Genomic DNA, 21833 nt, shown 5'->3' with positions numbered 1-21833 from the left:
TCTCCGTCAATTGCGCGCGAAATTGCGGCGAAACGATCGGCCGACGATCGCCTCGGCCCGGTTGAACACGCGGTTCGACAGCCCCGTCATCAGCAGATACAACGCACCGCCGGCGACGAAGAACACGAAATACTGGTGCGTCGAATTCGCGGCGATCTGGCTCGTGCGCAGCAGCTCGGCGAGGCCGGTGACCGAGATCAATGCCGAGTCCTTCAGGCTCAGTTGCCACACGTTGCCGACACCCGGCAATGCGAAGCGCAGCACCTGCGGAATCAGGATGCGGCGCAGCACCATGCTGCGCGGCATGCCGATCGAGCGCGCCGCTTCCAGCTCACCCTTCGAAACCGCGAGCACGGCCGCGCGATACACCTCCGCCTGGTACGCACCGGAGATCATGCCGACCGCAAGCGCGCCGATCACGAACGGCGGCACGCCGATGAAGCCTTCCGCACCGAACCATTGGCCGACGGCCGTAACGAGCGTCGAGCCGCCGAAATAGAACAGGTAGATGACGAGCAATTCGGGCACGCCGCGAAACACGGTCGTGTACAGGTCGCCGAGCACGCGCGCGCTGCGGTGGCGCGACAGCTTCGCCGCCGCGATCGCCGCGCCGATGACGGCGCCGACCGCCAGCGCGGCCAGCGTCAGCGCGACGGTCATCAGCGCGGCGAGCAGCAGCACGCCACCCCAGCCTTCGGCGCCGAAGCCGAGCATTTCGAGAATCGCCATGCGTGCCTCCTGCAAGTTGAATGAATCGTCAGGCGCATGCCGCCGCGCGCGTGCGAGCCGCTTGCGCGGCGGCGGCGGATCACCCGCTTACGGCGTGACGTCGGTCTTGAACCATTTGTCGGCCAGTTTCTTCACCGTGCCGTCCGCGAGTGCCGCGCCGATCGCCGTATCGAACTTCGTCTTCAGGTCGGCATCCTGCTTGCGGAACGCGAGCCCTTCGCCGGGCCCCCAGATCGGTCCGCCGAGCTTCGGCCCCGCGAGTACGATCGATGCGTTGTCCTTCTTCGCATTGTTCGCCGCGTAGTACGTGACATCGTCGAACGACGCATCGATACGCCCCGCGACGAGGTCGAGATCCCGCTCGGGCGACGTCTTGTACACGCGGATCGACGCGATGTCCTTGAAGCTGTCGTTGATGAACTTCGTATAGACCGTGCCCGACTGGATGCCGATCGTCTTGCCCTTCAGCTGCTTGCGCAGCGCGTCGACGGTCGGCTTGTCGGCGTTCGCATCGCCGGTCAGCTTGACGATCGGGGCGCCGGGCGCCGCCTTCGGCAGGATCTTCGTATCGGTGACGGCGAAGGTCGCCGGCGTCGCCGCATACGGACGCGAGAACAGCAGGATCTTCTCGCGCTCCGGCGTGATCGAGATCGCGTCCATCAGGATGTCGAACTTCCCGGCCTGCAGGCCGGGAATCATCCCGTCCCAGTCCTGCGCGACCATGTTGCACTGCACCTTGATCCGCTCGCACACATTGGCAAGCAGCTCCGGTTCGAAGCCGCCCAGCTTGCCGCCCGGCAGCGTGAGGTTCCACGGCGCGTAGCCGCCTTCGAGCGCGACCGTGACGGTCTTCCACTCCTTCGCCTGTACCGGTGCAGCAAGTGTTGCCGCCGCAGCCGCGACGATGCCGATCGTCCTGATTGCCCAGTTGATGCGCTTGCCGTTCACGAGATTTCTCCTTGCGTTGAAGTTCGCCATCCCTTCGGAGCAGCAAGCTGCCTCAGGAATTTGTCTATACAAGCATGCAAGAAGAAAAACGGCCCGACAAGCAGTGATCAAAAAAAACCGGCAAAGCGCGGGAAATCCCCTAATTTCGGGGCGCAGCAGCGCGTCTCGGCAGCGAATTCAGGCACGGAGTTGGTGCACGCCGAGCGATCGAATCCGCAGGATGACTAGACAAATCCGGGATTCGATCAGACGCGAGAGGATGCCGGGTGTCTGCTCGCGTGCGGCTTCCTGTCCGAAACAGACGTGCAGCAGGTGCCGGCGCCGGTGGATGCCGAACGGATCGACGTCCAGCGCAATATGCAACTGGACCTGCGGGCGCGCTTCGCGCGCGTGACGCCGCCGCATCGGAGGCCGCTCGGATACGCTGCCGCTGTCGCGGCGCATCGCGCTGCTCGACTGGAACGACAAGACGTCGGCCGGTTCGTCGAAGACGACTTCGACAGCGGGTAGCGCTATCTCGACCGCCCGCTGCCGGCGTTGAAAAATCTCGAGCGGCGCGATCGCGTGATCGCGTGATCTATTCCAGCGCGCTCCAGCAAGGCGATGTGTCCGGGTTTGCGGCTCGCATGCGCGGTCGTGCCGCAGCGCACGGTAGAGTGCGTCGAGCGCGTCGCGTGCGGTATGAACCCCGGCGCTGCACGCTCCAAGCTACACGCCGCTATTCGACGTTATCCGCAACGTCCGTCATCCGGATCATGTGCGGCTTGATCCCGTCATCTTCGACCGGCGCGGCCTCCTTCGGATGAATCAGCGCTTCGAGTCGCGCCTTCGTCGCGATGAATTCCGGCGTATTGACCTGCGAATAATCGCGCGGCCGCGGCACCGGCACCTCGATCAGTTCCTGCACGCCGCCCGGATTCGCCTTCAGCACCAGGATCCGGTCGGCCAGAAAGATCGCCTCGTCGAGGTCGTGCGTGATGAACAGGATCGTCACGTCGATGTTGCGCCAGATGTCGAGCAGATGTGTCTGCATCTTCGCACGCGTTTGCGCATCCAGCGCGCCGAACGGTTCGTCCATCAGCAGGATGCGCGGACGGTTCGCGAGCGCGCGCGCGATCGCCACGCGCTGCTTCATGCCGCCCGACAACTGGTGCGGATACACGTCGGCGAAGCGCGTCAGCCCGACGAGATCGAGCCACTGCAGCGCCTCGCGCTCGGCCACGCTGCTGCTGCTGCCGTTCATGCGAAGCCCGAACATTACGTTCTTCTTCACCGTGAGCCACGGAAACAGCGTATACCCCTGGAACACCATCCCGCGATCGGCGCCCGGCCCGTCCACCGGCTTGCCGTCCAGCAGCACCTCGCCGCTCGTCTGCGCATCGAGTCCGGCCAGGATCCGGATCAACGTCGACTTGCCGCAGCCGGACGGGCCGATCACGCACACGAACTCGCGCCGGTGCGTGCGGAAACTGATGTCGTCGAGCGCGACGCATTCGCCCTGCGGCGTCGTGAAGCGTTTGCCGACGTGCCGCACGTCGAGTATCACTTCGCGGGCCTTCAGCCGTGTGAAGCGCTCGCGCACCGCGTCGGATTGAATCAGGTAATCGGGAATGGCTTGCGGGTTCTGCATGATGCCCTCTGCTCAAATCGGTCGTTGGGTGCGTGCGGACGGCGTTCACGCTTTCAGCGTGCGGTCCCACGGAAAAAGCCGGCGGCCGAGCAGCCCGAGCACGATGTCGGTGCCGAGGCCGATGATCCCGATCATCAGGATCGCCGCATACACGTTGTCGAAATGCTGGTAGCGCGCCTGCTGGCTGATGTACCACGTGATGCCCGAGCTCGTGCCGACGAGCTCAGCGACGATCAGGTAAGTCCAGGCCCAGCCGAGCAGGATCCGCTGATCGCGATACAGGTCCGGCAGCACGCCCGGAATCACGACGTGGGTAAGCAGCTTCAGTTTCTTCGTGCCGAGCGTCATCGCGGCTTCGAACAGCCCGTATTCGAGCTTGCGCGTGGTGTTCGCGATGATCAGCACTTGCTGGAACAGCGTACCGATCACGATGATCGCGATCTTCGGCGCGTCATAGATGCCGAGAATCGCGACCATCAGCGCGCCGAACGCCGGCGCCGGCAAATAGCGGAAGAACTCCAGGAACGGCTCCTGCAGCCGCGCGAGCGCGCTGAACGTGCCGCAAACGATGCCGAGCGGCACGCCGATCGCGGACGAAATCACGAAGCCCCAGAAGATGATGCGGATGCTGTGCCACAGGCTTTCGTGCAGCCATACACCGTCGCGCGACGCGGGCGGCGTCGTGAACGCCGTGTAGAACGCACGCAGCACCTGATGCGGCGCCGGCAGGTAGACCGGATTCGCGCGCTCGCCTTCGGGCACCGCCGTGTGCGCGGCCCGCGCATGCGCAAGCTCGTCGTCGAACACGTCGCGCTCGACCTGCATGCTGGCCTGGAAATAGTCGACGCTGCCGGGATTCGTGATGCGCACCTGCGGGTGCCATACGAACGGGACGTAGCTGATCAGGCACCAGACGGCGAACGGCAGCAGGAAGGACGCCAGCCCGAGCGTCCATTTTCCGCGCGTCGTCAGCTCGCGCCGCACGGCGAGCCATCCGTTCGTGTTGCGGGTCGTTGTCATCGGATTCTCCGTATCGTTTCGGGTGCCGGCCGCGGATGCACGGGCATCGCGCGACCGTGCGTTCATTGCAGTGCGCCGCCGCCGGCTTGTGCGCGATAAGCGCGCCAGCCGCCGAACCGCGTGATGTCCTGCGCATCGTCGAGCGCTACGCTCTCGCACAGGAAGCCCTGCACCCGCGAGCCGTCGGCGAGTGTCAGCGTGCCGATGCCGAGCGGCGCCGCGATGCCGGCGACGAAGCTGCCATACGCGTCGACCGGCATCTCCCAGACCTCGACCGCGATCGGCGCGCCGCCTTCCCGCACGCGCACGAGGCCCGGTTTCGCGACGCCGCCGCTCGCGGCGGCGGACAGCGCGTAGAGCCGATAGGCCGGCGCGGTCGTCGTCGCGGCGACGAACCGCGCGCCGCGCTGCGTGAGCTGCCAGTTCAACGGTTCGCCGCGCAAATGCGCACCGACGACGGCCACCCGCACGACACCCGCGGCTGCTTCACGCGCCGACGTCGCTGCCGCAGACGGCCGAACGTCGGCGACCGCGGCAGCGCCGTCGCCCCACGCATGCGCGAGATCGAGCAGACGCGCGTCGTCGTGCGCGCGGCCGACGAACGTGATCCCGAACGGCAAGCCCGCATGCGGTCCGGTTGCGCACGTGCCGGCAGGCACCGCGATCGCCGACAGGTCGAGCAGGTTCACGAAGTTCGTGTAGTAGCCGAAGCGGGAATTGATCGCGATCGGATCGGCTTCCAGCGCATCGACGGTCGCGGTCGTCGCCGAAGTCGGCATCACGATCGCGTCGACGCCGTCCCATGCGCGGGCCGCGTCGACGCGCAGCGCCGCGAGCCGGTCGAAGGCGGCGAAGGCATCGGCGGCGCTGAAGCGCGCCGCGCCGCCGACGATTTCACGAATCACCGGATGCAGCGCATCGGGCTCGCGCGCGGCAAACGCGCCGATCGCCGCGAGCCGCTCGGCGACCCACGGGCCTTCGTACAGCAGCCGGGCGGCGGCGAGGAACGGGCCGAAGTCGATCTCGACGAGCCGTGCGCCGGTCGCGCGCAACCGTTCGAGCGCCGCGCCCCAGGCCGCGCGGTACGAATCGTCGCCGAAGAATTCGAGCTGATCGGCACGCGGCATGCCGAAACGCGATTGCGCGAGCGGGCGTGCCGGCTGCGCACGCAACCCGTCCGCACCCAACAGCGGCTGCCAGGCGCGTGCGTACGGATCGCCTTCCGTCACGCCGTGCGCGGCGGCGAACACGGTGCGCGCGTCGTCGGCCGAACGCGCGAACACCGACACGCAATCGAGCGACCGGCAGGCCGGCACGACGCCGAGCGTGCTGAGCACGCCGCGCGTCGGCTTGAGCCCGACGAGCCCGTGGAACGCGGCGGGCACGCGCCCGGAGCCGGCGGTGTCGGTGCCGAGCGAGAACGTCGCGACGCCGAGCGCCACCGCCACCGCCGAGCCGGAACTCGAGCCGCCCGACGCGTAGCGCGGGTCGAGCGCGTTGCGGCACGCGCCGTAAGGCGAGCGCTGCCCCGAGAGACCGGTCGCGAACTGGTCGAGATTCGTCTTGCCGACCGGAATCGCGCCGGCCGCGATCAACCGCTCGACCACCGGCGCGCTGCGCGCCGGCGTGTACGCATAGGCGGGGCAGGCCGCCGTCGTCGGGATGCCGGCGAGGTCGATGTTGTCCTTGATCGCGAACGGCACGCCGTACAACGGCAACGATGCGATGTCGCGTGCGGCCAGCGCGTCGGCGTACGCCATCATCTCGTCGCGCGTGAGCGGCCGGATCCACGCATGGTGCGGGTCGCCCTCGTCGAAGTGCGCGGCGATCGCGTCGACGAGCGCATGCGGCGTCAGGTCGCCCGCCGCGTAGCGCGCGCGCAGCGCGGCAATCGACTGCAAGCCGGGCAGGATCGAGCGTTCGGCCGTGCTCATGCGACCTCCTCGGCGGCGCCCGCCTTCATCACCATCAGCCGCTGGCCGGCCACCACCGCCGTGCCGGGCGCGCAATCGATCGTCTCGATCGTGCCGTCTTCCGTTGCCGTCACCGCCACCTCCATCTTCATCGACTCGACGATCGCGACGACCTGCCCTTCGGTCACGCGTTCGCCGGGTTCGACCAGCACCTTCCACACGCTGCCCGACACGTCCGCGGCAATCGCGCGCTGCGCGTCGTCGAGTGCGCCCTCTACCCGGTCCGCTTGCGCGTCGCCGTGCTCCGCGTCACCGACGTATTCCGCATGGCCGGCCGCGCGCCAGCGTTCGCGTTCCGCGTCGAATGCGGCCTGCTGCGTCGCCTTGAACGCGGCGATCGAATCCGCTTCATCGCGCAGGAAGCGGTTGTACGCGCGCAGGTCGAACACCGATTCCTCGATCTTGAGCGTCGCGCGGCCCGCGATGAAATCCGCACGCAACGCGCTCAGCTCGGCCTCGCTGACCTCATAGAACCGGATCTCGTCGAAGAAACGCAGCAGCCACGGCTTGCCGGCCTCGAATTCGCGCGTCGTGCGATGGCGATTCCACATCTGCACGGTGCGGCCGACGAACTGATAGCCGCCGGGCCCTTCCATCCCGTACACGCACAGATACGCGCCGCCGATCCCGACCGCATTCTCCGGCGTCCAGGTGCGCGCGGGGTTGTACTTCGTCGTCACGAGCCGGTGCCGCGGATCGATCGGCGTCGCGACGGGCGCACCGAGATAGACGTCGCCGAGCCCCATCACCAGGTAGCGCGCGTCGAATACGATGCGCTTCACGTCGTCGATGCTCGCGAGGCCGTTGATGCGCCGGATGAACTCGATATTGCTCGGGCACCACGGCGCATCGGGCCGCACCGACTGCATGTAGCGCTCGATCGCCACGCGCGTCGACGGGTCGTCCCACGACAGCGGCAGATGGACGATGCGATTCGGCACGCGCATGTCGGTTACGTCGGGCAGTTCGCGCTCGGCAGCTTGCAGATGCGCGAGCAGCCGGGCAAGCGGCAGCGTCCGCGCGTCGAACTGCACCTGAAGCGAGCGGATGCCGGGCGTCAGGTCGAGCATGCCGGGCAGCCGGTGCGCGTCGAGCCAGCACATCAACGCGTGCACGCGAAAGCGCAGGTTCAGGTCGAGCACGAGCGGCCCGTATTCGACGAGCACGTTGCAGTCGCCCGAGCGCCGGTAGACGACGCCGATGCCGCCGCCGGCCGACGGGTCGCGGTAAAGCACGCAGTCGTCGGACGAGCCGGATGCTACGGCGGCGATCTCACGCGTCGACTGCGCTGCCGCGTTAGCCGGCATCCCGGTGCCCGCGCGCACGAACTGCACGGTATCGCCGGGCCGCAACTGCCCGAGCTTCCACAGCTCGTCGCGCACGACCGTCACCGGACACACGAAGCCGCCGAGGCTCGGCCCGTCCGGGCCGAGAATCACGGGCATGTCGCCGGTGAAATCGACGGCGCCGATCGCATACGCGTTGTCGTGGATATTCGACGGATGCAGCCCCGCCTCGCCGCCGTCCGCGCGCGCCCATTGCGGCTTCGGGCCGATCAGCCGCACGCCGGTTCGGCTGGAGTTGTAGTGGACGGTCCACTGCGTGCCGTACAGCATCGCGATGTCGTCCGGCGTGAAGAAGTCGGGCGCGCCATGCGGACCGTCGAGCACGCCGAGCGTCCACGCATGCGTCAGCGCGGGAACGTCGGCTGCGGCCAGCGTCGCGCCGGCGTCGCCACGCCCGGCGTCCGCGTGCAGATGCAGCACGTCACCCTTGCGCAGCGCGCGGCCGGCGTGGCCGCCGAACTGGCCCAGCGTAAAGGTCGCCTTGCTGCCGAGATAGTCGGGCACCTGCAGCCCGCCCTTCACTGCGAGACACGCGCGCACGCCCGCGCCCGTCACGCCGCCCAGTTTCAATACCGCGCCCGCGCGCGCACGCACGACCTGCCAGAACGGCACGGGTTCACCATCGAGCGTGGCCGCGAACGGTGCGCCGCCGAGCGCGAAGAGCGTCGCGGTATTGAAGCGCAGCGTCGCGCCGACCATCGTGAATTCGAGCCCGGCCGCGTCGCGCGCGTTGCCGAGCAGCGCGTTCGCGAGGTCGAATGCGCGATCGTCCATCGGTCCTGACGGCGGCACGCCGACGCTCCAGTAGCCGACGCGCCCCGGCGCCTGCTGCACGGTGGTCTGCACGCCGCCGTCGAGCACGTCGAGCGTGTGCGGCGCGAACGCGAAGCGCGACAGGAAGGCCGTCGTCGGTGCGCCGCGCGCGAACGTGTCGGAGCCGACGACAGCGCGCAGATAGTCGAGATTGGTCTCGATCCCGTACAGCTCGGTATCGTCGAGCGCGGCCCGCAGTGCGGCCAGCGCATCGCGCCGCGTGTCGCCGCGCACGATCAGCTTCGCGAGCAGCGGATCGTAGTGCGCGCTGATCTCCGTGCCCGCGTCGATCCAGCCGTCCACGCGAACGTTCTGCGGAAACGATACGTGCGTGAGCAGCCCTGCGCTGGGCTGGAACTGCTTGTGCGGATCCTCCGCATAGAGCCGCACCTGGATGCTCGCACCGCGCGGCGCAACGGCAAGCGTGTCGAGCGGCGGCAGGTCGCCTTCGGCCTGCAGGATCATCCATTCCACGAGATCGACGCCGGTCACTTCCTCGGTCACGCAATGTTCGACCTGCAGCCGCGTGTTCACCTCGAGGAAATAGAACCGCCGAGCGGTCGCGTCGAACACGAATTCGACCGTACCGGCCGAGGCGTAACCCACCGCGCGCGCGAGCCGCACCGCGCTCGCGTGCAATGCGTCGCGTTCCGCGCCGGTCAGATCGGGCGCGGGCGTTTCCTCGATCACCTTCTGGTTGCGGCGCTGCACCGAGCAATCGCGTTCGCCGAGCGCGATCGCGCCGCCTCGGCCGTCGCCGAAGATCTGCACTTCGATGTGCCGCGCGTGTTCGACGAACTTCTCCAGATAGACGCCTGCATGCGCGAAGTTCGCGGTGCCGAGTCGCACGACGGATTCGAAAGCCGCACCGAGCTGCGCGGCATCGCGGCACAGCGACATGCCGATGCCGCCGCCGCCCGCAGTGCTCTTGAGCATCACCGGATAGCCGATCGCGTCCGCCTCGGCGAGCGCCGTCTCCACATCGCCGAGCAGCCCGGTGCCGGGCAGCAGCGCGACGCCGTGCGCGGCGGCGAGTTCACGCGCGGTGTGCTTGAGGCCGAACGCGCGCATGTGATCGCCGCTCGGCCCGATGAAGCGCAGGCCCGCCGCTTCGCACGCATCGGCAAAGCCGGCGTGCTCGGACAGGAAGCCGTAGCCAGGGTGCACGGCCTGCGCACCGGTGTCGCGCGCGGCGGCGAGAATCGCCGCGACGTTCAGATAGCTGTCGGCCGCGGGTGCGGGGCCGACACGCACCGCTTCATCGGCGAGCGCCACGTGGCGCGCGTCGCGATCGGCATCCGAATAGATCGCGACCGACGCGACGCCCAGGCGCTTCAGCGTGCGGATCACGCGGCAGGCAATTTCGCCGCGGTTCGCAACGAGGACTTTCGCGAATCTCATGTTGCCTCCCGCGGCTTCGTCCCAACGGACGCGACTGCCCCGTTGGCGGGAAGCAAACGATAGTGAGGGTGGCGGCCGTTCATTCCGCCTCCCACACGATCAGGCGCACAGGCGTCGGGTTGTAGCCGTTGCACGGATTGTTCAGTTGCGGGCAGTTCGAGATCAGCACCGTGACGTCCATCTCCGCACGCATCTCGACATACTTGCCGGGCGCGGAGATACCGTCCTCGAACGTGAGGCCGCCGAGCGGCGTGACCGGCACGTTCATGAAGAAGTTGACGTTGCCGACCAGGTCGCGCTTGGTGAGCCGCGCGCCGGCGCCGCATGTGCAGTGCGCGATCGCGTTGAGGAAACTGTCGCGGCAGTTGTGCATGTAGCGCTTGTCGAGCGCATAGCGCACCGTGTTGCTCTCGGCCGCGCACGCGCCGCCGAGCGTGTCGTGTCGGCCGCACGTATCGGCGACGATCGTCGCCATCGGGTTGCCGCGGTTCGACACGAGCACGCTGCCCGCGCTCAGGTACAGGTTGCGCTGCGCGCGAATCGTGTCCTGCGCGCTGTAGCGCTCCTCGGGGTCGTCGCTGCGGTAGAACAGCGTGTCGACGGCCTGGTTGCCTTCCAGGTCGAGAATGCGGAACGTCTGCCCGCGCTTGAGGTCGTGCAGCCACGGGTCGCCCGCATTCAGCGTGACATCGTGAATCGCGTTGCGCGGATCGAGTCGGCTTTCGATGATCGGCATGGTCTCGCTCCTCATGCAAACAGACGGTCGGTGTTGGTGAAGCCGCGCGCGTTCTCCGCGCATGCGCGCCGGCACAGGTCGTCGTCGGGGGCCGCGCCGTCGGCCGGATACGCGCGATATGCGATCAGCTTCACGGGTTTCGGCGCATAGTCGGGCCGCGGGTCGAGCGGATGCGGTGCGGTCGAGAACGCCGCGAGCGTATTCATCTCGAAGCGCAAGTCGAACGCGCTGCCGGCAGGCGAATGTCCGGCGACGAATTCGAGCGCGCCGTCGTCGCGTGTGGCCAGCTTGCTGAAGAAATTGACGTTCGCGGCGAGATCGCGCGCCGACAGTCCGTACTTCGCGAGCTCGAGCACGAGGCTGTCGCGGCCGTTGCGAATCATCCCGTTGCGATCGGCCTGATACGACGACGTGCCGTACTTCTGCGCGAACAGCCGCGCATCGCCGACGCCGCCGAGCGGATCGTGCCAGCCGAGCGTATCGGCCGTGATCGATGCGATCACGCGCCCCATGTCGGTGTACAGCGCATGGCCGCGCGTCAGATGCGCGGTGTGTTGCGCCTTCAGCGTGTCGGCCATGTTGTAGCGTTCGAGCAGGTCTTCCTGACGATGAAAGACGGCGGACAGGTTCGCGCCGCCGTCGACGTCGACGATGCGCAGCGCGAGACCGCGGCGCAGGATGCCGGACCAGTGGGTTCCGGCGGGAATCAGCATTTCCCACGCGACGTGTGGCGGCGGGGCGAGGACGGCTTGGGGGCTCGGCGACATGACGGCTCCGTGGTCGGTTGGACAAAGGGCGTGAGAGGGCGACAGAACGACATCGCGACCTCCCGGGCTTTTATCCCTCCGTGGAGCCTCGCCGTTTCCTCGGATCGAGGCGAAGGCAAGACCGGATTGCTCTCGGACCAGGCATCGCGCGGCGCACGCCGCACGACCGGAACCCTAGCGATCCTGAAGATGATGCAAATTGCTTCGCACCTCTCGGGCGTCGAATAAGCGAGTTGCGTGCCAGCCGCGGCGCGATCACCACGCAACGCGGCCCGGCGGCGCGATGCCGTGCGACATCCGATGCGCCGACGCATGCGCGTGCCCTCGCAGCGGGCGCGCAGCGCACCATGCGCACGCCGTCGCGCACCGGCGCAGTGCGCACCACGCGCTCGCGCACCGGCCGCGCCGCGATGGCATGGGCATTGCTGAAAGTGGCGCACCGTCACTCGATGCGCGATCCTTCATGAACAAGCTCGACCTGCTCCGGCGCGCACTGAGCGCGCTGTTCGCCGCCCGCTTCATCGAACTTCAGCGCACCATGCGCCGCCGTTGACGCGCGGTGGCGCGCGCCGTTGGCACGCTTCTCGCTCGGCATGGTGCCGAGAGGTGCGGCGGAGTCGCATCTTAGGGGTGCTAGGGTTCCGGTTCATCGAACGTCTGGTCCGAGAGCAGCCCGGCGCGGGTTCGTCCGATCGCGAGACCGGATGCACGCGTGCTACACGGCGGGACAAAAGCCCGGGAGATTGGCGATGGCAACGGCCGTCGCGCCTCTCCGTGGCCGCTTCGTTCGTTCCGCATCCGCAGGAACCGGTCACGCAGCCGGAACGTGTGCTCGCGCACGCTCCGTATCGACGATCCCCGAACCCGGTCTCCTGGAGAACAACGATGACCCGTCCCGCCGCGGCGCTGCGCCGCCTCCCGTCCCTCCGTTTCATCCGTCATGCCTTCGGCGCCGCCGTCGCGGCTGCCGCGCTATGGGCGGCGCCCGCCGCGCAGGCGGCGGCCCCGCTCAAGATCGGCTACAGCGACTGGCCGGGCTGGGTCGCATTCCAGGTCGCGCTCGACAAGGGCTGGTTCAAGGAGGCCGGCGTCGACGTCGATTTCGAATGGTTCGATTATTCGGCGTCGCTCGACGCGTTTTCGGCCGGCAAGCTGGACGCGGTCGCGGCGACCAACGGCGATGCGCTCGTGACGGGTGCATCCGGCGCGAAGAACGTGATGATCCTGCTGACCGACTATTCGGCCGGCAACGACATGATCGTCGCGAAGCCGCCGCTGCGCACCGTCGAGGCGCTGAAGGGCAAGAAGGTGGGCGTCGAGCTCGGCCTCGTCGATCATCTGCTGCTCGAGACCGCGCTGCAGAAGCACGGGCTCAAGGACGGCGACGTCACGCTCGTGAACGCGAAAACCAACGAGTTGCCGCAGGTGCTCGGTTCGTCGGCCGACATCGCCGCAGTAGCCGCATGGCAACCCAACGCCGGCGAGGCGTTGAAGCGTGCGCCCGGCGCACGCGCGATCTTCACGTCGGCGGATGCGCCCGGGCTGATCTACGATGCGATCACGGTCGCACCGGCGAGCCTCGCCGCGCGCCGCGCGGACTGGGCGAAGGTCGTCAAGGTCTGGTATCGCTGCGTCGCGTACATCAACGATCCGAAGACGCAGGCCGATGCGGTCAAGATCATGTCGGCGCGCGTCGGGCTCGCGCCGGCGCAATATCTGCCGCTGCTGAAGGGCACGCACCTGCTCGACGAGGCGGCCGCGAAGCGCGCGTTCCGCAAGGGCGACGGCCTCGATTCGATCTACGGCTCGACGCGCAACGCGAATGCGTTCAACGTGCGTAACGCCGTGTACAAGCAGTCGCAGGACGTCGACGCGTATATCGATCCGCGATTCGTCGACGCGCATTGACGGCAGCACGCACACCGGCGCAGTGACGCACCGCGCCGCGCCGGTAGCAGCCGCGATCTATTCGGACGCATGCAACGATGCCCGGCCGATCGCCGTGACGGTTGGGCGGCCGGGCCGACGCGACCCTGCCGCGCGGCACCCGCCGGTCATCCGCTCGATGCGGCGGCGAAATCGCCCGGCGGCAGCGGCCGGTTCGCCACGTCCCGCGCCTCCGCCCACGTGAGGCCGAGCGTCTGCAATACGACCGCCGCCGCGCGCTCGGGGAGCCGGCTGTCGTGTCCGGACGGCGCCGCGGCGGCGCCCGCATCGGCCGAATCCGCTGCGTCGGCTGCATAGGCGTCGGCCGCGATCGCCGCGAGGATCGTGCCCGTCATCGCGAGCACGCTCATGAACGGATCGCCGACGACAAAGCGCCGCGCCGCGATTCCGCGCTCGCTGTCGCGTCTCAGCCGCTGGCCCAACCCGTGGTCGAGCGCGCGCGCCGACACACCTTCCCGCATCAGAAAGCGCCCCCAGAGCCGCTCGCGGCGCGCGCGCATCAGCGTGTGACGCACGCACACGGAAACGACCTCGGCCGGATCGGACAACCCGCTCGCCAGCCGCTCGAGCCCGTCGGCAAAATCGTCGAACACCCACTGCGTCAGCGCGGCGAAGATGCCGTCCTTCGAATCGAAGTGGTAGTAAAACGAGCCGAACCCTACATCCGCCGTCTCGGTGATCTCGCTGATCGCCACGTTGTCCCGCCCTTTTTCCGCCATCAGCGCGAACGCAGCCTGCAACAGGCGCATGCGTGTCGCTTCCTTGCGCCGCGCCCCGCGCGGCTGACGCGGTGGCGCGTCGCCTGCTGACGTGCTCGAGCGGCGAGACCGGGCCGGTGTGTCGTCCATGAGCGCGCCTCCGTTGTTCGAAAGAATCTTCTGCATGGCGCAATTCTAGATTACTCACTCATACTTGACAACTTTATCAGTTATGAGTTTAATCTCGGAAATCGCAGAACCGGTTCCGGTCCAGCGCCGCGTCCGACGGGCATCCGACTCGCGCCGATGAACGATGGCGACGTGCGAACGGCCACGCCGACGCACGCTCGACCACCGCAGCGCGCGTCCAGCCGGATCGACACGCGCGATGAAACGGAATTGTCTGCACTTTGAACATCGGAGTACTGATTGATCGTCAGGCGTACGTCGGCGGAAACGCACGCGCCCGCCTGCATAAGGCGGGGCGACCTGCCGTCGTCGCCTAACCCTTTTTAAGTTGACCCCTCACTTGTCCTGGAAACATCGTGAAATCACCCGGTCTTGACGCGCGGACTTCGACGCGCCCGTTTCTGACACGCATCGCACTGCCGGTTCGGCGTGCCCCGATCGCGCTCGCGTGCTGTGCGATTCTGCTCACCGCCTGCCACTCGCACGAGGCCGCCGCGCCCGAGCCGCAATCCGTGGTCGCGCTGCCCGTCCATGCGTCCGACGGTTCGGCGCAGCGCGTGCTGCCCGCGCAGGTTCAGGCGCGCTATTCGACGCCGCTGTCGTTCCGGGTCGGCGGCAAGATCGTCGAGCGGCGCGTGCGCCTCGGCGACACCGTCAAGGCCGGCCAGACCGTCGCGACCCTCGATCCGACGGATCTGCACAACACGCTGCTGAACGCGCGCGCCCAGCTCGATGCCGCCGAGCATCGCGTTGCGTATGCGAAGCAGCAGCTGGATCGCGATCGCGCACAGGCCCAGGCGAACCTGATCGCCCCTGCCCAGCTGGAAACGACCCAGGATGCGTATGCGTCGGCGGCGGCGCAACGCGATTCCGCGCTTGCGCAAATGGCGCTCGCGAGCGATCAACTGCGCTACGCGACACTGGTTGCGGATCACGACGGCGTCATTACGTCGGAAGATGCCGATACCGGGCAGAACGTGCAGCCGGGGCAGGCCGTGTTTCATCTGGACTGGAGCGGCGACCTCGACATCGTCTGCGACGTCGCGGAGCGCGACCTGCCCGATCTCGCGGTAGGCCGCACCGCACACGTCAGCCTGACGGCACTGCCGGGCAAGGTGTACGACGCGCGCGTGCGGGAAGTCGCGGCGGTCGCGGATCCGCAAAGCCGCACCTGGCGCGTGAAGCTGACGCTGGTCGCGCCGGGGCCGGAGGTGCGCTCCGGGATGACCGCCAGCATCGCAATCGACGCCGCCGCCGACACCGGCGCGAACCACGCCGTGACGCTGCCCGCCACCGCGCTATTCCATCGCGGCGATGCGCCGGCCGTCTGGGTCGTTCGCAAAGGCAGCGACACGCTGGAGCTGCGCCCGGTGACGGTCGGTCGCTACGACGAGCGCACGGTCACGATCACCTCGGGTCTCGCGGAAAACGAGCGCGTGGTGATGCAAGGCGTTCACACGGTGAGCAACGGCCAGCACGTGCGCGTGGTACCGCCGCTGCATGCGGAGGACCTCACGTCATGAATGCTCCGGAACACCGCACGCCGGACAACGGCGGCCACGTCGCACACGCCGACGACGCAACGCGCGATGACAATCGCTTCAACCTCTCGGCCTGGGCGCTGAAACATCAGCAACTGGTGATTTTCCTGATCGGCCTCGCGACGATCTTCGGCGTGATCGGCTATACGCGCCTCGCGCAGTCGGAAGATCCGCCGTTCACGTTCCGCACGATGGTGATCCAGACCTACTGGCCCGGCGCGACCGCGCGCGAGGTGCAGGAACAGATCACCGACCGGATTGGCCGCCAGCTTCAGGCCGCGCCGTACGTCGACAACATCAAGAGCTACTCGCGCCCCGGCGAGTCGATGATCTTCTTCGCGATGAAGGATTCGGCGCCGGTCGACCAGGTGCCGGAAACCTGGTACCAGGTGCGCAAGAAGGTCGGCGACATACGCGCGACGCTGCCGAAGGGCACGGTCGGCCCGTTCTTCAACGACGAATTCGGCGACGTCTACACCAACATCTATGCGCTCGAAGGCGACGGCTATTCGCCCGCGCAACTGCACGACTATGCGGACAGGATGCGCACGGCGCTGTTGCGCGTGCCGGGCGTCGCGAAGGTCGACTATTTTGGCGATCCGGCCCAGCACGTGTTCATCGAGATCTCGAATGCGCAGCTGACGCGCCTCGCGATCACGCCGCAGCAGCTCGCGCAAGCCATCGACGCGCAAAACGCCGTCGCGCCGGTGGGCACGATCACGACGGCCGACGATCGCGTGTTCGTCCGACCGACCGGTGCGTTCAAGGACACGCAGGCGCTCGCCGACATGCTGGTCACCGTGAACGGCCGCACCTTCCGCCTGGGCGACGTCGCGAAGATCACGCGCGGTTACGACGATCCGCCGGTCACGCAGATGCGCGCCAACGGCCATGCGGTGCTCGGCATCGGCGTCACGATGCAAAAAGGCGGCGACGTGATCGATCTCGGCAAGGCGCTCGACGCGAAGGCGGCCGAGCTGCAGCGCGGTTTGCCGGCCGGCCTGAAGCTGACCGCGGTGTCGAGCATGCCGCATGCGGTGAAGCATTCGGTGGACGACTTCGTCGAAGCGGTCGGTGAAGCCGTCGCGATCGTGCTCGTCGTGAGCCTGGTGTCGCTGGGCTTGCGCACCGGCATGGTCGTCGTCATCACGATTCCGATCGTGCTCGCCGTGACGGCATTGTGCATGCATGCGTTCGGCATCGGCCTCGACAAGGTGTCGCTCGGCACGCTCGTGCTCGCGCTCGGGCTGCTGGTGGACGACGCGATCATCGCGGTCGAAATGATGGCGGTGAAGCTCGAGCAAGGCTGGACCCGCGCACGCGCGGCAGCGTTCGCGTACACGAGCACGGCGTTTCCGATGCTGACCGGCACGCTGGTGACGGTATCGGGCTTCCTGCCGATCGCGCTCGCCAAGTCGAGCACCGGCGAATACACGCGCTCGATCTTCGAGGTGTCGGCGATCTCGCTGATCGTTTCGTGGTTCGCGGCCGTCGTGCTGGTGCCGCTGCTTGGCTATCACATGCTGCCCGAGCAACAGCATCACGGTGCGCATGCACATGATCACGATGTCTATGAGACCGGTTTTTACCGACGCCTGTCGGGCTGGATTTCGGCTTGCATCGAGCGCCGCTGGCTCGTGCTGGGCGTGACAGCCGTGCTGTTCGCGATTGCGATGGCGGCATTCACGCGCGTGCCGCAGCAGTTCTTCCCCAACTCGGAGCGCCCCGAACTGCTGGTCGACATGCGACTGCCCGAAGGCGCGTCGTTCGACGCGACGCTGCGCGAAGCTAAACGGCTCGAGAAGGTGCTGAACGGCCGCCCTGAAATCGACCACGTGATCGATTTCGTCGGCACCGGTGCGCCGCGCTTCTACCTGCCGCTCGACCAGCAACTCCAGCAACCGAACTTCGCCCAGTTCGTGATCACGGCCAAGGACATCGAAGCGCGCGATCGCCTGTCGCATTGGCTTGAATCGACGCTGGCAAACAGCTTCCCGACCGTGCGCACGCGCGTTGCCCGCCTCGAAAACGGTCCGCCCGTCGGCTTTCCGATCAAGTTCCGCGTGAGCGGCGACGACATCGCGACCGTACGCGGCATCGCGGAAAAGGTCGCGGACAAGGTGCGCGCCGACAGCCGCACGCGCAACGTGCAATTCGACTGGGACGAGCCGGCCGAGCGCTCGGTGTCGTTCGAGATCGACCAACTGAAGGCGCGCCAGCTCGGCGTGACGTCGGAGGACGTGTCGAGCTTCCTCGCGATGACGCTGTCGGGCTACACGGTCACGCAGTATCGCGAGCGCGACAAGCTGATCGACGTCGATCTGCGCGCGCCGAAGAGCGAGCGCGTCGATCCGTCGAAGCTCGCGGGCCTCGCGATCCCGACGCCGCACGGCCCGGTGCCGCTCTCCGCCATCGGCCACGTGCGCGACACGCTCGAATACGGCGTGATCTGGGAGCGCGACCGTCAGCCGACGGTCACCGTACAGGCCGACGTGCGCGGCGAAGCGCCGAGCATCGGCGTGACGCGCGACATCGACGCCGCGCTCGCACCGGTGCGCGCGACGCTGCCGGCCGGATACCGGATCGAGATCGGCGGTGCGGCCGAGGAAAGCGTGAAGGGCCAGACGTCGATCAACGCGCAGATGCCGCTGATGATCATCGCGGTGCTGACATTGCTGATGATCCAGCTGAAGCGCTTCTCGCGCACGTTCATCGTCGTGCTGACGGCGCCGCTCGGCCTGATCGGCGTGGTCGCCGCGCTGCTGCTGTTCGGCAAGCCGTTCGGCTTCGTCGCGCTGCTCGGCGTAATCGCGATGTTCGGGATCATCATGCGCAATTCGGTGATCCTGGTCGACCAGATCGACCAGGACATCGCGGCCGGCCAGCCCCGCTTCGCCGCGATCGTCGGCGCGACGGTGCGCCGCTTCCGGCCGATCATGGTGACCGCCGCGGCCGCCGTGCTCGCGCTGATCCCGCTGTTGCGCTCCGGCTTCTTCGGCCCGATGGCAACCGCGCTGATGGGCGGCATCACGATCGCGACGGTGCTGACCATCTTCTTCCTGCCGGCGCTCTATGCGACCTGCTTCAAGGTGCGCGCCGACGAACGCGAGTCGCGCGCAACGGACATCGCGTCCACGGAGACATGCTGATGAAACTCTCTCGTATCACTACGGCGCTGGCCGCGACTGCCGCGCTGGGCCTGAGCGGCTGCGCGCTGGCCCCGAGCAGCACGCCGCCCGCCATGCCGTCGCCCGCGCATTACGGCGCAGAGCCGCAGGTGCGGCAGACGGTGACTGCGCAAGGTGTCGCGCAGCAATTCGACGTCGGCGCCGCGCCCGTTCCGCAATGGTGGCGCCTGTATCGCTCCAGCGCGCTCGACGCGCTGGTCGACGAAGGCCTGCGCGCGAATCCGACACTGGCCGCGACGGAGAAAACGCTCGCCGCCGCACAGCAGGAACTGCGCGCGCAGATCGGCGCGTCGACGCTGCCGTCGCTCGACGCGAACGCGCAGGTTGCGCGCACGCGCACCCCGGACATCTCCGGCGCCGGCGCCGGCGCGCAAAGCCTGCGTTACAACGTATTCGTCGGACAGCTGCAGGCGCACTACACGTTCGACCTGTTCGGCGCGACGCGCTATGCGAATGCGGCCAGCGCCGCGCGCGTCGACGTGCGCGGTTGCGAGCTCGAAGCGGCGCGGCGTGCGCTGGCCGCCAACATCGTCGGCGCCGCGATCGGCGCGGCGGCGCTCGACCGCCAGATCCTGCTGACCGAGCGTCTGGTGGCGGTCGCGCAAGCATCCGCGGCCGAGGACCAGCAGCGCTACGCGCTCGGCGCGATGTCCCACGCGCAGGCGCTGGCGTCGACGCAAGGCGCAGCGTCGCTCGCGGCGACGCTGCCGGCGCTGCGCCAGCAACGCGCGAGCACGGTCCACGCGCTGGCGATCCTGCTCGGCCGCACGCCGGACGCGCCGCCGCCGATCCCGGCTTTCACCGAGCTGTCGCTGCCGGAACACGTGCCGGTGGCCGTGCCTTCCGACCTGCTGAAAGCGCGCCCCGACATCCGCGCGGCCGAGGCCGCCGTGCGGGCCGCGGCGGCGGACGTCGGCGAGGCGACCGCGCAGATGTTCCCGAGCCTGTCGCTCACCGCGTCGATGGGGCGCGGCGGCTTCAGTTGGCCCGCGCTGCTGTCGGGTGCGGGCGGGCTGTGGGCGGTCGGCGCCGGGCTGTCGCAGCCGCTGTTCCACGGTGGCGCGCTGCTGGCTCACCGGCGCGCGTCGCGCGACCTGTACGACGCGGCCGTGCTGCAGTACAAGGCGGCGGTACTGTCCGCGTTCGGGGACGTCGCCGATTCGCTCGCGGCGCTGGACAACGACGCGCAAGCGCTGGAGGCGAACGAACTCGCGGCACGGGCCGCGGGCGCGGCTTTCGACGAAACGGCGCAACGCCGCGCGCTGGGCGCGGTGCCCATGTCCGCGCAACAGGCGAGCGAGCAACGCTATCTGAGCGCGGAACTGGACGCGGTGCGCGCCGCGAGCCGCCGGATGACGGATACGGCCGCGCTGCTTCAGGCGATGGGCGAACTGCCGCCCGACGCCCACGCGACGATCGTGGCGCGGCAATAGCCGGCGCCTATCCCGACGCGCCCGGTCGCGCGCCTGTCGCGCCACGCCGGGCGCATTCATGGTTCCGAAGCCCGACGCGCGACGTGTCGCGTGTCGCGCGTCGCGCTTCCGTTACGCCGCCTGATGGATTCCCGATGAAACCCGACAACGTGATCGCATGCCACGAATGCGATCTGCTGCTCCAGCGTCCGCCGCGCCTGCGGGCGCTGGTCCCACACTGCCCCCGATGCGGCGCGCGCGTGAGCGGCGCGGCGCCCGGCCCCAAGACGCTCGACCAGATGTGCGCGCTGGCGCTTGCCGCGCTGCTCATGTACTGCGTCGCGCAAATCTTCCCGATCGTCGCGCTCGACGCGGCCGGCGTCGTCTCGCACGCGACGCTGGCCGACGCCGTGCGCGCGCTGTGGTCGAACGGCCAGCCGGTCGTGGCGGTGCTCGTGTTCGGCACGACGATGCTGTTTCCGCTGCTGGAGCTGGCCGCGTGGCTGTACCTGCTCGCGCCGTTGCGCGCAGCGCGCGTGCCGCGGCGCTTCGCGCCGGTCCTGCATGCCGTTCAGCGATTGCGGCCGTGGAGCATGGTGGAAGTGCTGATGCTCGGCGTGCTCGTCACGATGGTGAAGATGACGAGCGTGGCGCACGTGATCGCCGGGCCCGCGCTGTTCGCGTTCGCCGGCCTCGCCGGAATGCTCGCGTTCCTGTCGTCGATCGAGCCGGCCGGCCTGTGGAATGCGCGCGACGAACTTGTCGCGCTGCGGCCGTCCGACGCCGACGATCCGGTGCCGTCCGCAGGCGGCATCACGGTACCCGACGCACTTCCGGCTACCGGCGGCAGCAGCGGCTCGAGTGGCCTCACGGCCCACGCCGCCGGATTGATCGCGTGTCATCACTGCGCGCGCGTGCAGCCCGCGCCCGCGCACGGCCAGCGCTGCACGCGCTGCGGGTCGCCGCTGCACGCGCGGCGCCCGCGCAGCGTCGCGCGCACCGCCGCGCTCGCCGCCGCCGCCGCCCTGCTCTACATCCCGGCGAACCTGCTGCCCGTCATGCGCGCGACGTCGCTCGGCCGGGCCGAGGACGACACGATCCTCGGCGGTGTCGCGTACTTCTGGACGTCGGGCGACTGGGCGCTCGCCGTCGTCGTGTTCGTCGCCAGCGTGCTCGTGCCGATGCTCAAGCTCGCGATCCTCGCGTTGCAGGCGACGGCCGCGCATCGCGGCGCGCGATGGCGCCCGCGCGAACGCGCACGACTCCACAGGCTCGTCGAGTGCGTGGGCCGCTGGTCGATGCTCGACGTGTTCGTCGTCGCGCTGACGATTGCGCTCGTGCATTTCGGCACGTTCGCCGACATCACGCCCGGCCCCGGCGCGCTCGCGTTCGGCGCCGTGGTCGTGCTCACCATGTGCGCGTCGATGCAGTTCGATCCGCGGCTGATCTGGGACGGCGCGTGTGGCCCGACGGCCGCGCGTCGAACCTCGTGAAC

Annotated in this window: 15 protein-coding genes and 2 riboswitches; of the genes, 5 read left to right on the top strand and 10 right to left on the bottom strand. The window is 68.4% G+C overall.

Annotation, left to right across the window (positions count from 1 at the left end):
• Positions 1 to 6 precede the first annotated feature (6 nt).
• From KDW55_RS27190 to KDW55_RS27150, 9 genes are all read right to left on the bottom strand, one after another.
• Positions 7 to 729, bottom strand: a complete 723-nt coding sequence (locus tag KDW55_RS27190) for an ABC transporter permease subunit (protein ID WP_212161659.1) — start codon at positions 727 to 729, stop codon at positions 7 to 9.
• 87 nt (positions 730 to 816) lie between these two features.
• Positions 817 to 1677 (bottom strand): transporter substrate-binding domain-containing protein, encoded by an 861-nt coding sequence (locus KDW55_RS27185; RefSeq protein ID WP_052110933.1) that lies wholly within the window; start codon positions 1675 to 1677, stop codon positions 817 to 819.
• Positions 1678 to 1854: 177 nt separating this feature from the next.
• The gene (locus tag KDW55_RS29795; protein WP_212161658.1) at positions 1855 to 2121 is read right to left on the bottom strand and encodes a hypothetical protein; all 267 of its coding nucleotides are present in this window, start codon (positions 2119 to 2121) and stop codon (positions 1855 to 1857) included.
• 274 nt (positions 2122 to 2395) lie between these two features.
• Complete coding sequence (locus KDW55_RS27175) at positions 2396 to 3307, bottom strand: ABC transporter ATP-binding protein (protein WP_038570779.1); 912 nt, start codon at positions 3305 to 3307, stop codon at positions 2396 to 2398.
• A gap of 45 nt (positions 3308 to 3352) precedes the next feature.
• A complete protein-coding gene (locus KDW55_RS27170; RefSeq protein WP_212161656.1) occupies positions 3353 to 4327 on the bottom strand; it encodes an ABC transporter permease in 975 nt (324 codons plus the stop codon).
• Between the two features lie 62 nt (positions 4328 to 4389).
• Positions 4390 to 6261: an allophanate hydrolase gene (gene atzF, locus KDW55_RS27165; protein ID WP_212161655.1), complete on the bottom strand. Its 1872-nt coding sequence runs from the start codon at positions 6259 to 6261 to the stop codon at positions 4390 to 4392.
• Positions 6258 to 9860 (bottom strand): urea carboxylase, encoded by a 3603-nt coding sequence (gene uca, locus KDW55_RS27160; RefSeq protein ID WP_212161654.1) that lies wholly within the window; start codon positions 9858 to 9860, stop codon positions 6258 to 6260. The genes atzF and uca overlap by 4 nt, the downstream gene beginning before the upstream one ends.
• A 79-nt stretch (positions 9861 to 9939) precedes the next feature.
• Positions 9940 to 10596 carry an urea amidolyase associated protein UAAP2 gene (locus KDW55_RS27155; protein ID WP_006413541.1) on the bottom strand — a complete coding sequence of 219 codons (657 nt, stop codon included), beginning with the start codon at positions 10594 to 10596 and terminating at the stop codon, positions 9940 to 9942.
• 11 nt (positions 10597 to 10607) lie between these two features.
• Complete coding sequence (locus KDW55_RS27150) at positions 10608 to 11363, bottom strand: urea amidolyase associated protein UAAP1 (protein ID WP_038570788.1); 756 nt, start codon at positions 11361 to 11363, stop codon at positions 10608 to 10610.
• Positions 11364 to 11420: 57 nt separating this feature from the next.
• Positions 11421 to 11552: riboswitch (guanidine-I (ykkC/yxkD leader) on the bottom strand.
• A gap of 433 nt (positions 11553 to 11985) precedes the next feature.
• Positions 11986 to 12107: riboswitch (guanidine-I (ykkC/yxkD leader) on the top strand.
• Positions 12108 to 12248: 141 nt separating this feature from the next.
• Here KDW55_RS27150 and KDW55_RS27145 point away from each other — a divergent pair.
• The gene (locus KDW55_RS27145) at positions 12249 to 13271 is read left to right on the top strand and encodes an ABC transporter substrate-binding protein (protein WP_038570797.1); all 1023 of its coding nucleotides are present in this window, start codon (positions 12249 to 12251) and stop codon (positions 13269 to 13271) included.
• 146 nt (positions 13272 to 13417) lie between these two features.
• Here the strand turns inward: KDW55_RS27145 and KDW55_RS27140 are convergent, their stop codons facing one another.
• Positions 13418 to 14158 carry a TetR/AcrR family transcriptional regulator gene (locus tag KDW55_RS27140; RefSeq protein ID WP_069242452.1) on the bottom strand — a complete coding sequence of 247 codons (741 nt, stop codon included), beginning with the start codon at positions 14156 to 14158 and terminating at the stop codon, positions 13418 to 13420.
• Positions 14159 to 14553: 395 nt separating this feature from the next.
• Here KDW55_RS27140 and KDW55_RS27135 point away from each other — a divergent pair, with 395 nt between their 5' ends.
• The 4 genes from KDW55_RS27135 to KDW55_RS27120 all read left to right on the top strand — a co-directional run bounded on the left by KDW55_RS27135 (position 14554) and on the right by KDW55_RS27120 (position 21831).
• Positions 14554 to 15720, top strand: a complete 1167-nt coding sequence (locus KDW55_RS27135) for an efflux RND transporter periplasmic adaptor subunit (RefSeq protein ID WP_212161653.1) — start codon at positions 14554 to 14556, stop codon at positions 15718 to 15720.
• On the top strand, positions 15717 to 18887 hold the full coding sequence (locus KDW55_RS27130; RefSeq protein ID WP_212161651.1) for an efflux RND transporter permease subunit: 3171 nt from the start codon (positions 15717 to 15719) through the stop codon (positions 18885 to 18887). Before KDW55_RS27135 ends, KDW55_RS27130 begins: the two co-directional genes overlap by 4 nt.
• Entirely contained in the window at positions 18887 to 20359 is a 1473-nt protein-coding gene (locus KDW55_RS27125; RefSeq protein ID WP_212161650.1) for an efflux transporter outer membrane subunit, read from the top strand. The genes KDW55_RS27130 and KDW55_RS27125 overlap by 1 nt, the downstream gene beginning before the upstream one ends.
• Positions 20360 to 20493: 134 nt before the next feature.
• The gene (locus KDW55_RS27120) at positions 20494 to 21831 is read left to right on the top strand and encodes a PqiA/YebS family transporter subunit (protein ID WP_212161649.1); all 1338 of its coding nucleotides are present in this window, start codon (positions 20494 to 20496) and stop codon (positions 21829 to 21831) included.
• Positions 21832 to 21833: the final 2 nt, after the last annotated feature.

It is taken from the genome of Burkholderia sp. AU19243 (assembly GCF_018148075.1).
GTDB lineage: Bacteria > Pseudomonadota > Gammaproteobacteria > Burkholderiales > Burkholderiaceae > Burkholderia > Burkholderia latens_A.
This window is presented reverse-complemented; position numbering and strand designations above follow the sequence as displayed.

Coding starts and splice junctions, on each gene's coding strand:
- KDW55_RS27190 (WP_212161659.1), bottom strand. CDS start 729: ATGGCGATTCTCGAAATGCTCGGCTTCGGCGCCGAAGGCTGGGGTGGC.
- KDW55_RS29795 (WP_212161658.1), bottom strand. CDS start 2,121: ATGCGCCGCGACAGCGGCAGCGTATCCGAGCGGCCTCCGATGCGGCGG.
- KDW55_RS27175 (WP_038570779.1), bottom strand. CDS start 3,307: ATGCAGAACCCGCAAGCCATTCCCGATTACCTGATTCAATCCGACGCG.
- KDW55_RS27170 (WP_212161656.1), bottom strand. CDS start 4,327: ATGACAACGACCCGCAACACGAACGGATGGCTCGCCGTGCGGCGCGAG.
- atzF (WP_212161655.1), bottom strand. CDS start 6,261: ATGAGCACGGCCGAACGCTCGATCCTGCCCGGCTTGCAGTCGATTGCC.
- uca (WP_212161654.1), bottom strand. CDS start 9,860: ATGAGATTCGCGAAAGTCCTCGTTGCGAACCGCGGCGAAATTGCCTGC.
- KDW55_RS27155 (WP_006413541.1), bottom strand. CDS start 10,596: ATGCCGATCATCGAAAGCCGACTCGATCCGCGCAACGCGATTCACGAT.
- KDW55_RS27150 (WP_038570788.1), bottom strand. CDS start 11,363: ATGTCGCCGAGCCCCCAAGCCGTCCTCGCCCCGCCGCCACACGTCGCG.
- KDW55_RS27145 (WP_038570797.1), top strand. CDS start 12,249: ATGACCCGTCCCGCCGCGGCGCTGCGCCGCCTCCCGTCCCTCCGTTTC.
- KDW55_RS27140 (WP_069242452.1), bottom strand. CDS start 14,158: ATGGACGACACACCGGCCCGGTCTCGCCGCTCGAGCACGTCAGCAGGC.
- KDW55_RS27130 (WP_212161651.1), top strand. CDS start 15,717: ATGAATGCTCCGGAACACCGCACGCCGGACAACGGCGGCCACGTCGCA.
- KDW55_RS27125 (WP_212161650.1), top strand. CDS start 18,887: ATGAAACTCTCTCGTATCACTACGGCGCTGGCCGCGACTGCCGCGCTG.
- KDW55_RS27120 (WP_212161649.1), top strand. CDS start 20,494: ATGAAACCCGACAACGTGATCGCATGCCACGAATGCGATCTGCTGCTC.